Below are 13,279 nucleotides of genomic sequence, written 5' to 3'. Positions count from 1 at the left end.
GCCCTGCCGAAGCCAGCCCATTTACGCTGGAAGCCAACAGCAGCAGCACCTCGGCGACTTACACCGTGCGCTACTACTCTGAATCGACTGCACCTACCGTTGGTCCTGTTTCCGGCGCTGTGATGTATGCAGTGCGCTACGAATAAGCTCGTAAAAGTTATCGTCTTTCGATAAGAGGCGAAAAAGTACCACAGCCGGACCTCAGGTTCGGCTGCATAATTTTTTTCATTTTAGGGGGTGTGAAATGTCAGTATTAGCTTTAAACCACTGTGCACGCGGCTTGTCATATGCTTGTTTCAAGATGTACAGGCTGCTGTCTCTGCTGCTACTCCCTTTGCTGTTGCTATTTTTAGTGCTCCCTGCTCAGGCCAGTCTTGTGATCAAGGGGACGCGTGTGATCTATAACGCGGATAGCAAAGGTGCTACCGTAGAAATCTCTAATACCGACGATTTTCCCAATATTATGCAGGCCTGGATTGACACAGATCCCGAGAACAAAAGTCCAGAAAATGCAAAAGCTCCGTTTATTATTACTCCTGCGGTTGCAAGATTAGACCCTAAGTCCAGTCAGACACTGCGCATTATTTATACCGGCGATGAACTGCCTAAAGATCGGGAAAGCGTTTTTTATCTGAATGTTCTGCAGATTCCTGCTCAAAACAGTGCGAATGCATCGGCGAATCAGTTGCAGTTTATGCTGCTTAGTCAGATCAAGCTTTTCTATCGGCCATCCATCTCAAATAGCAGTGCTATTGATACAAAGAATAAACTCAGCTTTTCTGTGAAATCACCCGAAGGGACTGATTGGTCGATTGAAGCCAAAAATGCAGGGGCCTATTATGCATCCCTTAGCAACGCGCAGCTGATTGCTGGCGGCAAGGAAATTCCACTACAAGCAGAAATGCTGGCTCCTTACAGTGAGCAGGTATGGCATCCTGTGAAATCTTCTCCACTTCCTGCAGGCAAGTTGATGCTGAAAACATGGCTGATCAACGATTATGGTGGGCGTGAAGAAGTAACTTATGAAATTTCCCGCTAGCATAATGATGAAAAATAAAACAGTATTTTTTCTGGTGCCGCTTTGTTTTTGGATTGGTTCTGCGTATGCACAAGAAGAATATTTTTTTGATGACTCCTTGCTGAAGGGATGGGGGCTTCGTCAAGATCAAATCGCGCGCTACACCCAAAGCGGGCATTTTGAGCCTGGAACCTATGAAGTAGAAGTCTTTGTCAATGGGAAGCATCGCTCCCGCATTCCTGTTCAATTTTTGGACGACCCAAAGACTGGACGTCTGGAGCCATGTTTTACACCTGAGCAACTGGTCAAGACGCTGAAAAGCAAGTGGGAAGATGAATCCGCTCAAGAGGGTGCTACGCAATGTCTATTGCTGGAACAAGCACTACCAGGTGCCAGCTATGACGCTCAGCTTAACAAGCTTCAGCTGCACTTGAGCATTCCCATGGCATTGCTGTTAACAGAAAGGCTTGATCACGTTGATCCATCCGAATGGGATCCTGGAGAGACAGCTTTTTTTGCTAACTATGATCTGAACTGGTATCAGTCCAAGTACCGCAATGGTTTTGATGGAAGCTCAGACTATGGATTTGCCGGTCTTAACTCTGGCTTCAATATCGGTCTCTGGCGCTTCAGACATCAATCCACCTATAGCTATTCACAATTTGGCGGGCGCTCTAACAACAGATGGAATAATTTGAGGACCTATGTGCAGCGTTCTATTCCAAGACTGCGCAGTGAACTGACGGTTGGTGAAAGCTTCACGACAGGGCAGCTTTTTGGCGGCATGAGCTACCGAGGGGTGAACATTAAGTCAGATCAGCGGATGTTGCCACCCAGTCAGCAATACTACGCTCCAGAAGTGCGAGGAACAGCAACTACGACTGCACGGGTGCTTATTCGGCAGCGTGGTCAGATTATTCGTGAACTTACCGTTCCGCCTGGCCCTTTTATTGTTGATGATCTGCAAAGTACTTCATACAGCGGTGACTTGGACGTTGAAATTATTGAAGCAGACGGCAATGTGACACGTTACACCGTGCCCTTCGCGGCCGTCCCGCAGTCTATCCGGCCAGGCCTGTCTCAGTACAGCCTCACACTGGCGCAAGCTTCTCAATATGATGAACCATGGTTTGCTGAAGCAACGTATCAGCGCGGCTTGACCAATAACTTGACGGTCAATCTCGGCAGCAGATTGGCCAAAGACTATGTGTCATTGCTGGCTGGAGGCGTGGTCGCTGGGCGCATGGGGGCTCTGGGTGTGAATTTCACATCCTCCCACGCACGTGTGGAAAATGGAACCCGCAAGAATGGCTGGCGACTGGGTGCTGATTACAGTCAGACATTTGATGGGTCCAATACGACGCTGACGCTGGCCGGTTACCGTTACTCTTCGGCTGGTTATCGTGAGCTAAGCGATGTTCTGGGCATTCGTTACGCTGAAGGTCGTTATGGGAGCTGGAATTCTTATAGTTATCAGCAACGTGCTCAATATTCGCTCATGCTGAACCAGAACCTGGGGCGGTACGGATCGCTGTATTTTTCAGGATCAACCAGTGATTATTATCAGGGGAAGCAGAAAAATACGCAATTCCAGCTGGGTTATACCAATAGCTGGAAGAGTATGAGCTATACGCTTTCATGGTCTTATCACAAGAATGCTTATTACCAGTCTTATTATGAGTTTGCAGGAGCGCCTCAGATTTCCAATGTGCAAAAAGGCAATGTCATCTCTTTGACGGTGTCTTTCCCATTGGGTTTGAGTCCGCGTGCGCCATCTTTGACCAGTACTTACACCTCGAGCTCAGGTGAAAACAGAGGCAATACGCTGCAGACTGGAATTACAGGTGCTTTTGGTGAAAACAATGCATATAGCTATGCAATTTCCACTAGCAAGGATAGTGAGCTGGATGGCCTGAACTGGAGTGGTAACCTGCAACGTCAAGGCCCGTATGCATCCATGACACTGGGCTATGGCCAAGCGCAGGACTACCGTCAGTACAACGTCGGGATACGTGGTGGCCTGGTGCTGCACAAAGGGGGGCTGACACTGGGCCCATCGCTGGGTGACACATTTGCGCTGGTGCATGCTGCCGGCGCTGAAGGCGCGCAGATTCACAATGGCCAGATCACCCGCATTAACAGCCGTGGTTATGCCGTCGTTCCTGCATTAAGCCCTTACCGCTATAACACCATTCGAATTGATCCTCAGGATCTTCCTGCATCTACAGAGTTGCTCGAAACTGAAAAACGTGTCGTGCCTTATGCGGGCGCGATTGTGGCCATGTCTTTTGCAACCCGGTTTGGACAGGCGCTTCTGATCGAGGCAACTCAGGAATCTGGTCAACCCATCCCCATGGGGGCAGCAGTATCCGCAGCAGACGATCCAGAAATTGGTGTGGTTGGACAAGGCGGTCAAATTTATGCACGTGTTTCTGAAAAAAGCGGCAATCTGACAGTGCGCTGGGGTTCTTCGGATGAAGATAGCTGCGTGCTTTCATATGACATCTCTAATGCAGACTGGAATCAGGATCTGGTGCGCCGCAAGGATATTTGCCGACGTGCAGATGCCAAAGTGCAGTAATTCTGAATCATCAATTATTGAACGCATTAAAAGTAAAAAATATGAGAATCACAAAATCATTTTTATGGCCTGTGCTCGCTTTGGTGCTTTGTAGCGCGGCACCTCATGCTTTTGCAAGATGCCACAAGGTCATTGGTACTAATAATAATCCAGGGGTCACTTCCGGCTATATCAAGCCAAGTGAAGGCGTCGCAGCAAGTTGGGCAGGTGCATGTGACACTTGTAATGGAAATTTGGGAATTCCATCGGTGATTAACTTGAGCAGTGGAGATTTTATTCCGCCCGGAACAATGCTAGCCAGCAGTGTGGCTCCATTTGTTCAATATGGAACGACTGGTGGTTATGACCCAGAGAGGGTTTTTTTTCGCTGTGCACCGGAAGATCCTGTTTATGAAATGTATTCGACGAATGGTGATAACTATTACAGTGGTCACCCAACGCGGGATAAGACAGGGCTGGCACTTGGCCTTGAAGCTGCCTATGAGACAGCATGGGAGCAATATTCTGCTCAGGCTCACTAATGTGACAACGGGTGAGTATTTTACGGACATCTGGAAAGAAAGACTTTTAACGGATCTTGATACTGATAGCCATGGCTACCGCTTGGTAAAGGCTAAAAATCTATCAACAGTGCGTGCAGAAGTCTATAGTTCTGGTGGAAATCAAAGTCATTATTATGCAAACACAAGATTAAGCCAGATCTATGCCTATACGCAGCCAAGTGCGTACATTGCGATAAAAGGACCAGGCCTGGCCGCTCCTACAACCGGCAATTCACACGTGAATGACTTTAACGGATGGGCTGGCAACTGGCCAGGTGCGATTGGCATGTACAGGAATGTTACGCTCAAGCGTTATCCAACGTGTGTGGTGCTCAATGCCACTCCTTATGTCTTTCTTCCGTCAGTGAGTCGTAACGACATAGAAAATGGTACGGCGACCAGTGAGGTGCCATTTCAGATCAGCTTTAAATGCCAGAACGCCATGGTCTCTGGAACGGGTAATAATCAAACTGCTTTAGGTATTCTTGCTTCGCCGGGGGCATATGCTGCGGCCCAAAAACTGGGACTGGTTAATGCACAATCAGGTATTTCGCATCTGGTTTCAGACAACTACGGCAGTTATGGCTATGCGGAAGGGGTAGGGATAAGAATTCTGAGAGACAACAACCCTATCAACCTGCTTTCCAGTGAAAACTCCGCACTTGGAGGTGCCAATGCCAACCAAATGGGCTGGTATCCCATAATTGGAAACAATACGGTGCTGACCGGAAATCGCAATGGCGTTGATTTCTATACTGAAAACTTTCGGGCCAGACTGGAAAAATTACCCCAGGCTGCTGCTGTGACACCAGGACGTGTCCGAGCGACAGCTACGGTCGTCATTCGTGTTCAATAGCAGTTTTCACATGAAAAAAAGCAGCTTTATCTCTTTGCTTCCTCTGGCTTGCATGGCGCTGATGTCTACGGCATTTGCCGGAGTAACGGCAGAGCGCACCAGAGTCATCTTCCCTCAGGACAAGAGAGAAGTATCTTTAATGCTCGCCAACCTGAACACGTACCCAGTTATCACTCAGGTCTGGGTCAATGACGGACAACCAGGAAATACGCCTGAATCTGCCAAGGCACCGGTCATGCCTCTGCCACCTATTTTCCATATGGACCCGCAGCAGACGCAGACATTGCGCCTGCTGCAGCTCGGTGACAAATTGCCCAGTGACCGCGAGTCGCTGTACTGGCTGAACATTCATGAGGTTCCGCCTACGCAGCAGGGGCCTGAAGGAGAGGACAGCACGCAAGTGACAGTCACCATGCAAACCCAGATGAAGCTGATATTGCGGCCCCAAAAGCTACCCCAGTCTCTGGAACGCACGGCTACATCTCTGCAATTTCGCATGGATGGCGATCGCATCACTGTCACGAATGAAGGGCCGCACTATATCTCGCTGGCTTATCTGCAGATTGATGCAGGTCTGGCGCCCCTTGATCTTGAAGACGGCACCTTGGCACCTTTTTCGACCAATGAACTTCGCTTGCCTCAACCAGGTTCAGGAGCACAACCTGTTCGTGTACGTTATGGCTGGATAGATGACGATGGTGTTGTGCACGATGCATCACGGACGCTGGAGAGCTCAGAGCAAGCACGCTGAAAACTTCGCTTGCAGATGCGTCAGAAAGCTTGGCGCCTGACATACGAAGAAAGCCTGCAATGCAGGCTTTCTTTTTGTGAGCTGGGATGAATTTACATGCCCGAGTAGTTGGGCCCGCCGCCGCCTTCAGGGGTCACCCAGACGATGTTCTGTGTGGGATCCTTGATGTCGCAGGTCTTGCAGTGCACGCAGTTCTGCGCATTGATCTGCAGACGCTTACCGCCCTGAACTTCATCATCCACAAATTCGTACACGCCAGCAGGGCAGTAGCGCTGCTCAGGGCCAGCGTATTTAGCCAAGTTGACATTCACAGGCACAGACGCATCCTTGAGTGTCAGGTGTGCAGGCTGGTCTTCGCTGTGGTTCGTATTGCTGATGAACACGCTGGACAGGCGATCGAAGGTGATCTTGCCGTCAGGCTTGGGATATTCAATGGGCTGGCACTCTGCAGCAGGCTTCAGATATGCGTGATCTGGCTTATCGCGGTGCAGCGTCCATGGGATATTGCCCTTGAGCAGAAACTGCTCAATGCCATTCATGATGGTGGCAGTAGACAGCCCCTTCTTGAACCAGGTCTTGAAGTTGCGAGCCTTCCACAGCTCGTCGTACAGCCAGCTTTGTTCGAATGAGGTTTCGTAGGCTGTCAGCACGTCGCTCTGACGGCCTGCAACGATGGCGTCATAGGCAGCTTCTGCAGCCAGCATGCCGGTCTTGATGGCGGCGTGGCTGCCCTTGATGCGGGAGGCATTCAGGAAACCTGCATCACAGCCCACCAGTGCGCCACCGGGGAACACAAACTTGGGCAGGCTCAGGATGCCGCCAGCGGTGATGGCACGTGCACCATAGGAAATGCGCTTGGCAGGCTTGATGCCCTGAGATTCATCTCCTTCGAGGTAGTAGCGAATGTTGGGGTGGGTCTTCCAACGCTGCATTTCCTCAAAGGGAGACAGATAGGGGTTGGCGTAATCCAGGCCCGTCACAAAGCCCAGCGTGACCAGATTGTCTTCGAGGTGGTAGAGGAAACCGCCGCCATAGGTCTTGCTGTCCATGGGCCAGCCACCGGTGTGGATCACCATGCCGGGCTTATGGCGGGCAGGGTCAATCTCCCACAGTTCCTTGATACCGATGCCGTAGGCCTGAGGGTCCTTGCCATCGTCAAGCTTGTACTTGGCAATCAGCTGCTTGCCCAGATGGCCGCGTGCGCCTTCGGCAAAGATGGTGTACTTGCCGTGCAACTCCATGCCCAGCTGGAAGTCACCTGTGGGCTCACCATCCTTGCCCACGCCCATGTTGCCGGTAGCAATGCCTTTGACGGAGCCATCTTCGTTGTACAGCACTTCAGCGGCTGCAAAGCCCGGGAAGATTTCTACGCCCAGTGCCTCGGCCTGTTCCGCCAGCCACTTGGTGACAAAGCCCAGACGTACGATGTAGTTGCCTTCGTTGTGGAAACACTGTGGCAGCAACCAGTTCGGGGTGCGCATAGAGCCTTTTTCGCTCAGGAACACCATGGCGTCTTCTGTCACAGGCTGGTTCAGCGGCGCGCCTTTTTCCTTCCAGTCAGGAATCAGCTCGGTCAGTGCGCGAGGATCCATGATGGCGCCAGACAGCGTATGCGCTCCGGGCTCACCGCCTTTTTCCAGTACGACCACCGAGACGTCCTGACCCTTTTCCGCAGCCTGCTGCTTCAGGCGAATGGCTGTGGCCAGGCCGCCGGGGCCACCACCGACGATTACGACGTCGTATTCCATGGCCTCTCGAGGGCCGTATTGCGCCAAGATTTCTTCGTTTGTCATCGGGGATGTCTCTCTGGGGAATATAAAAATCGAAATGAGGTGCTCACGCGCGTCAAATTGCGGCTGATTCTATGCGGGCTTGTATCAACTCCCAAAGAAAACTGGGGTGGCATGCTCTGATTGGGCGAGCAATGCATGTTTTTAGAGACATTGTTGGCAAGGCGACAATGCATCAGCATGGCTTGAATCCAGCTATTAAAGTCTCGCATGGCACGGTGCTTTGGCTTCCTTGTAACTCAGCAAGTGCTCTTGCTGGAGCAGGCGGCGATCAGCTGCATCGTTTTTTGCGAGGAGCAAGACAAGGGCTTATGGCCTCTTTGACGCTGATTCCTCTCCCCACTGCTGCAAAGCGCGGCGCAAGCTGGCGACCAGCTCCTGATGCCATGCCACATGGCTGCAAGATGCGCACATGGGGCAGCCAGTAGCGCACCACGGGCAGCAGCTGGTACATATGGTTCACATGGGTGCTGACCAGCAGGGAGCCATCACGGTCCTGTCTCTGCTGCTGGTGAGGCAGCAGCGCACGCCGCAGAAAGTAGTGCGCAACTTCCGGAGCAATACGCAGCAGCACTTCTGTGGTGTCTTCAGTGAACCATACATCCTCTTTGCCATTGATGTATTCCGTGTGTTCACGCTTGGGGCAAATTGCTGCGTTCTGTCCAGTTGCAACGCCTGGATCAGTGAGATGCTGAAGTTCTTCAGCCGACCGTCCTCTTCGGCAGCCAGATACCAGACACCATTTTGATGAATCAGCTTGTAGGGGTAGACCAGGCGTGCCTTGCTCTTGTAAGCAAAGTGGCAAGGGTGCTTGTGCGTGATCGCAGCCTGCAGTAATGCAAACTCTTGCGCGTAAGCTTGCATGTCCTCATGAGAGACAGGGTGTACCTGTGTCGTTCGCTGTGGCTCGGGCGTGTGCAGCTGTTCCAGCAGATAGGGCAGGCTCCCATCCGGGAAAAGATGCTCTGTGCCTGACAGCCGTGCGTAGGCATAGAGGTACTTGGCCGGAATATTGCTGCGCACCGCATGCTTGATCTGCCACTGACCATTGGTTGCGCGTTCGATGATGCCCCCCAGACGTTCACTGAGGTCTCGTTCAAACACGACGGCAGCATTTGTATTGCCCGCTGCACCAGCGGGGATGCATTCAGCATGGTCACGCGTTGCAGGATGTCGTTCCTGAATTGCTCGATGCGCCAGATGGCCAGGTGGCCATACACCTCCAGAAACTGCATTTCCAGCGGGTCTTGCAGCTGCAGCGCCTGTATTTGCGAACCCAAGTGGGCGAGTGCCTCGGTGATGTGGAGGCGCAGATCTTGATGTGTACGGCACTCGCGCGCATACAGGGCCTTCAGTTGTGCGATGAGGATGGGTACGACAGTCTCACACATAGTCATGGCGTTGAAACAGAACGCACCAGACTGTAGAAACTGCAGGCGACAGGCTATGTCGCCTTACTCTTGCCTCATTCTTTGTAGGCCTGCACTTTTCCGGCCTGCAGCAAATAGCCGCTCACGCCCATCTCGGAATGCTTGCGGTTCAGACCTAGCCTGCCGCTGACCCACACGGCACTCATGCTCTCAAAACCACGTACCGGCTTGCTGGTCGTGACGTGGATGATCTGGTTGGCAGGCGGTGGCGGCGAATGGATGCAGGCTCCGAAATAGGGCACAAGCAAAAATTCCGACATCCCTTGCCTGTCGCCTTCCAAAGGTACGACATAGCCGGGAATCCGGATGTTTTTGCCTTCCAGCGCTGCCACGGTGGGGGCTTCGTCCCAGACCTTGCGCATTTGCTCGTAGAGCTTGGCTACGCGCGGATCCGTATCAGGCAAATTGGCCAGATCCTGGAGATTGCTGAAGGACTGCATAGGGTCCCAGTCAGCAGGGACCAGTGCTTCCCAGTCCAGCTTTTCGAACGACGCGGCATGCAGCCATGAGGCATTCATGCCCATCAGGGCAGCCGTGGAGCACTGAAGCCATCGGCGGCGTGTCAGCAAAGAAGCAGAAGCAGGCATAAGAATCAGACTTTGGGGGACAGGCCATCTGCCAGAGAAAGCCGGTAGGCACGCAAGCCAGGCAGCAGGCTGGCCAGCCATCCTGTCAGTACCAGCCCAGCGAGCAGCAGCATCTGCATGGAGTTCAGCTGACTCCATTGCAGGCGGAGGCCAAAACTCGATTGCAACCAGGGTGCGAATGCCCAGCCGCAGAGGGTGAATGTCAGCAGCCCCAGGGCGCAGCCCAGCACGGTCAGCAACAGGCCTTCGAGTGTCAGCAGTATCAGAATATGGCGCAAGCTGGCGCCAACGGCACGCAGCACGGCCAGCTCCCTGCGGCGTTCATTGAGGCCAGCCAGAATGACCGACATCAGTCCGGCCATGCTGACCAGCGCAACGACACCTGACATCAGCAGCAGAGCCTGTTCGCCCATACCCACAATGCCCCAGAGCTCATCCAGCGCCACACCGGGCAGGATAGACATCAGCGGCTCTGCGGCAAACTGGTTGACCTGACGCTGCACGGAAAACACCGCGGCACGGTTGTGCAAACCTACCAAAGCCGCCGTCACAGACTTGGGCTGCAGGTCGTGCTCACGCGCCGCCTGTGCATTGACCCGCATCTGGGGGAGCGGCGCTCCCGCCACCCAGTCCAAGTGCAGCGCTTCCATCGCCTCCAGACTGATGTGCACGGTACGGTCTACAGGTGTTCCTGTCCGCGCCAGAATGCCGGTGATGGTGAATGGCTTGTCGCTATGGTCGTTGCCCAGTCTGACTTCGCTATTGCCATGCGTCAGTGTGATGCGCTGGCCCAGCTGGTAGCCCAGTCGCTCCGCTACCTCTGCACCAATGACTGCGTCATACAAATCTTCAAAGCGCTGGCCCTGCTGCAGTTGCAGAGACTGCTTATTGCCATAGCGCATGTGGTCGAAGTACGCGGCCGATGTTCCAAGCACGGGAAATCCACGGTGCGAATCTCCCAGAGACAGCGGTACCACCCATGCGACGCCACGCATGGACTGCAGTGCCTGCACACTGCTCCAGCGGATATTGTTAGTAGGGCTGCCTACCCGAAAGACAGCGTACAGCAGAAGCTGTACCGAACCAGTGCGTGCACCCACAATCAGATCGGTGCCTGAAACCGCCGAGCTGAAGCTGCTGCGCAAGTCTGTGCGCATGCGCTCTACACCCATCAGCATGAAGGTGGAGAGGGCGATGGAGCAGATGGTCAGCAGCAGGGTCGAGCGGCGGTTCCAGGCGCTCAGGGCGGCCAGCTGCATCAGATAGCGAAGCTTCATGCCACCCCCTCGCTGCTGCGCTGTGCTCGGTTCAGTGTGGGTAGTGAGATCTGGCGCGAAAAGCGGCTGGCCATGCGTGGGTCATGGCTGACCATGACGAGGGCCGAACCCGCCTGTGTACATGCCTGCAGCAATACATCCAGAAAAGCATTGCGCCGCTCTTCATCCAGTGCAGAGGTTGGCTCATCGGCAATCACCAGGTCCGGGGTGCCAATCAGGGCTCGGGCAGCCGCCACACGCTGCTGCTGACCAACGGAAAGCTGGTGTGCGGGCTTGTTCCACAGGCTGCTGTCCAGATCCATGTTGCTAAGCCAGATCTGGGCCGCAGCCTCTACCGAACCTGCCTGCTGCAGGGCAGCCTGCAGGCGCTGCTGTGAAAAGCGGCAAGGCAGTATGGCGTTGTCCAGCGCAGACAGATAGGGCAGCAGGTTGAACTGCTGGAAGATATAGCCTACGTGGTCTACGCGCCACTGGTCTCGTGCCGTAGCGCGCAACTGGTTCCAGGGCGTACCCAGCAGTGCAACATGCCCGGACTGTGGCAGCAGTACCCCTGCCAGCAATGACAGCAAAGTGCTTTTGCCACAGCCACTGGGTCCGTGCAGAAATACGGTGTCGCCACGATCCACGCTCAGTGCAGGAATATCTATGCAGTCTTGTGTTGCACCAGGCCAGGCAAACCGCAGCTGGTCAACTTGGAGTACAGCTTCAGCCATGTGGACCTTCATCGAACCAGACGAAGCCGTGTCTCGCCGCCGTGCAGCTGGCGCTTGAACTGCCCCTGCGGTGCAGCCACTTGCACCGCTACATGCTCCAGGCGTGGAAACGCACGGAACAGCTGCTGTACATCCAGAAATTGCGCTTTATGGGCATGCGCACAGGAGAAAACCACATACACATCCATGTCCGCATGTTCGTCATGCGCGTGGTCGTGCGCATGGTCTGCATGGTGGTGATCATGCGTGTGATCAGACAGGATGGGGGATTCCACATCCACGCTGTCCAGCGCGCATTGCGCTGCAGGGTCAGGCTGTATCAGCTGCTGCGCTGACTGCAGCGTAGCGAGCAGCTGTTCAAGCTGTTGCTGCTCTGCTTCTGTGCGTGGAGCACGTTCAAAACCCAGAAAAGTGTCCAGTGGGCTGGAAAGTGTGACGGTGATAGCCCGGGCATCTACTGCCACATCCATGTGCATGCGGCCATGCGTATGTGCATGCTGCTGGGCAAGGCTTTCTGAAGGGGAGAGTAACAAGACAGCCAGCATGGCGCTGGCGGGGATGGCAGCTTTCAGATTTCCCAACATAGGCAGTCCGGTTGCAAGTTCCTCGTGGCGCAGGCTGCTTGCTGTTCAGTGCTATACAGAAAGTGAACCGGCCAGCACCATGTTGTGGAGCATAGTGCTGGCCGTGGAGTGCACCTCAGTGTACACAAGGTGCGGGCTGCTGCTGCCGTTCAGCGACTGGCGCCAGACGGCATCTGAAAGACATTAAAAGTCCCAGTCTTCGTCCTCAGTAGCCACTGCCTTGCCAATCACATAGGAAGAGCCCGAGCCAGAGAAGAAGTCATGGTTCTCGTTCGCGCTGGGGCTCAGCGCCGCCATGATGGCGGGGTTCACCTGGCACATGTCCTCGGGGAACATGGGCTCAAAGCCCATATTGCTCAGCGCCTTGTTGGCGTTGTAGTGCATGAAGCGCTTGACGTCTTCGGTCAGGCCCACGGGGTCATACAGCTCGGCGGCGTAGTGGCATTCCAGGTCGTACAGGTCGTACAGCATGGCGTAGGCCTCGCCCTTGATGGCTTCCTGCTGGTCTGCAGGCAGCTTGGCAAAGGCCTGTTGGAACTTGTAGCCAATGTAGTAGCCGTGCACCGCCTCGTCACGGATGATCAGCCGAATCAGGTCGGCCGTGTTGGTCAGCTTGCCGCGGCTGCTCCAGTACAGGGGCAGGTAAAAGCCGCTGTAGAACAGGAAGCTTTCCAGACACACCGAGGCAATCTTCTTCTTGAAGGGGTTCTCTTCGGCCTTGTACTCTTCGAGGATCAGCAATGCCTTCTTCTGCAGCCAGGGGTTCTCTTCCGACCAGCGGAAAGCTTCGTCGATTTCCGTGGTTGAGCACAGTGTCGAGAAAATCGACGAATAGCTGCGCGCATGCACCGCTTCCATGAAGGTGAAGTTCGACAGCACGGATTCTTCGTGCGGTGTCACTGCGTCCTGCATCAGCGAAGGTGCGCCCACCTGGTTTTGCACGGTGTCCAGCAGCGTCAGGCCGGTGAACACGCGGATCGTCAGCTGCTGCTCGTTGGGGCGCAGCGTGGCCCACGAGGGGATGTCGTTGGACAGTGGCACCTTCTCAGGCAGCCAGAAGTTGGCCGTGACGCGGTTCCAGATCTCCAGATCCTTGTCGTCTTCAATACGGTTCCAGTTGATGGCTTGGGTCAGCTTGGTCATGACTAAT

13 protein-coding genes are annotated in these 13,279 nt (G+C 54.1%); 5 read left to right on the top strand and 8 right to left on the bottom strand.

Annotated features, from left to right (window positions below):
• Nucleotides 1-244: 244 nt before the first annotated feature.
• Genes F7P80_RS13115 through F7P80_RS13100 form a run of 5 tightly spaced genes read left to right on the top strand, consistent with a single transcriptional unit; the run spans nucleotide 245 to nucleotide 5,748 of the window.
• Nucleotides 245-1,039: a fimbrial biogenesis chaperone gene (locus F7P80_RS13115; RefSeq protein WP_151045365.1), complete on the top strand. Its 795-nt coding sequence runs from the start codon at nucleotides 245-247 to the stop codon at nucleotides 1,037-1,039.
• Nucleotides 1,023-3,599 carry a fimbria/pilus outer membrane usher protein gene (locus tag F7P80_RS13110; RefSeq protein ID WP_151045363.1) on the top strand — a complete coding sequence of 859 codons (2,577 nt, stop codon included), beginning with the start codon at nucleotides 1,023-1,025 and terminating at the stop codon, nucleotides 3,597-3,599. Before F7P80_RS13115 ends, F7P80_RS13110 begins: the two co-directional genes overlap by 17 nt.
• 17 nt (nucleotides 3,600-3,616) lie before the next feature.
• Nucleotides 3,617-4,120: a fimbrial protein gene (locus tag F7P80_RS16960; protein ID WP_211372040.1), complete on the top strand. Its 504-nt coding sequence runs from the start codon at nucleotides 3,617-3,619 to the stop codon at nucleotides 4,118-4,120.
• 1 nt (nucleotide 4,121) lies between these two features.
• Nucleotides 4,122-4,997, top strand: coding sequence for a fimbrial protein (locus F7P80_RS16955; RefSeq protein ID WP_211372039.1), 876 nt, complete (start codon nucleotides 4,122-4,124; stop codon nucleotides 4,995-4,997).
• A 10-nt stretch (nucleotides 4,998-5,007) separates the two neighbouring features.
• Nucleotides 5,008-5,748 carry a fimbrial biogenesis chaperone gene (locus F7P80_RS13100; RefSeq protein ID WP_151045360.1) on the top strand — a complete coding sequence of 247 codons (741 nt, stop codon included), beginning with the start codon at nucleotides 5,008-5,010 and terminating at the stop codon, nucleotides 5,746-5,748.
• Nucleotides 5,749-5,840: 92 nt separating this feature from the next.
• Here the strand turns inward: F7P80_RS13100 and F7P80_RS13095 are convergent, their stop codons facing one another.
• From F7P80_RS13095 to nrdF, 8 genes are all read right to left on the bottom strand, one after another.
• Nucleotides 5,841-7,541: an electron transfer flavoprotein-ubiquinone oxidoreductase gene (locus tag F7P80_RS13095; protein ID WP_054066601.1), complete on the bottom strand. Its 1,701-nt coding sequence runs from the start codon at nucleotides 7,539-7,541 to the stop codon at nucleotides 5,841-5,843.
• A gap of 268 nt (nucleotides 7,542-7,809) precedes the next feature.
• On the bottom strand, nucleotides 7,810-8,112 hold the full coding sequence (locus F7P80_RS17440; RefSeq protein ID WP_367619963.1) for a WCX domain-containing protein: 303 nt from the start codon (nucleotides 8,110-8,112) through the stop codon (nucleotides 7,810-7,812).
• Nucleotides 7,998-8,561 (bottom strand): WYL domain-containing protein, encoded by a 564-nt coding sequence (locus tag F7P80_RS13085; RefSeq protein ID WP_151045356.1) that lies wholly within the window; start codon nucleotides 8,559-8,561, stop codon nucleotides 7,998-8,000. Before F7P80_RS13085 ends, F7P80_RS17440 begins: the two co-directional genes overlap by 115 nt.
• A gap of 442 nt (nucleotides 8,562-9,003) precedes the next feature.
• Complete coding sequence (locus tag F7P80_RS13080; RefSeq protein ID WP_151045353.1) at nucleotides 9,004-9,555, bottom strand: DUF3299 domain-containing protein; 552 nt, start codon at nucleotides 9,553-9,555, stop codon at nucleotides 9,004-9,006.
• A 5-nt stretch (nucleotides 9,556-9,560) separates the two neighbouring features.
• Nucleotides 9,561-10,832, bottom strand: a complete 1,272-nt coding sequence (locus F7P80_RS13075; protein WP_054066597.1) for an ABC transporter permease — start codon at nucleotides 10,830-10,832, stop codon at nucleotides 9,561-9,563.
• The gene (locus F7P80_RS13070) at nucleotides 10,829-11,545 is read right to left on the bottom strand and encodes an ATP-binding cassette domain-containing protein (protein WP_151045350.1); all 717 of its coding nucleotides are present in this window, start codon (nucleotides 11,543-11,545) and stop codon (nucleotides 10,829-10,831) included. Before F7P80_RS13070 ends, F7P80_RS13075 begins: the two co-directional genes overlap by 4 nt.
• A gap of 8 nt (nucleotides 11,546-11,553) precedes the next feature.
• A complete protein-coding gene (locus tag F7P80_RS13065; RefSeq protein WP_249041472.1) occupies nucleotides 11,554-12,129 on the bottom strand; it encodes a ZrgA family zinc uptake protein in 576 nt (191 codons plus the stop codon).
• 183 nt (nucleotides 12,130-12,312) lie between these two features.
• Complete coding sequence (gene nrdF / locus F7P80_RS13060; RefSeq protein ID WP_054066596.1) at nucleotides 12,313-13,272, bottom strand: class 1b ribonucleoside-diphosphate reductase subunit beta; 960 nt, start codon at nucleotides 13,270-13,272, stop codon at nucleotides 12,313-12,315.
• Nucleotides 13,273-13,279: the final 7 nt, after the last annotated feature.

It is taken from the genome of Comamonas kerstersii (genome assembly GCF_008801935.1).
GTDB lineage: Bacteria > Pseudomonadota > Gammaproteobacteria > Burkholderiales > Burkholderiaceae_C > Comamonas > Comamonas kerstersii.
Note: the sequence above shows the minus strand (reverse complement) of the source record. Positions and strands in the feature narration are given on the sequence as shown.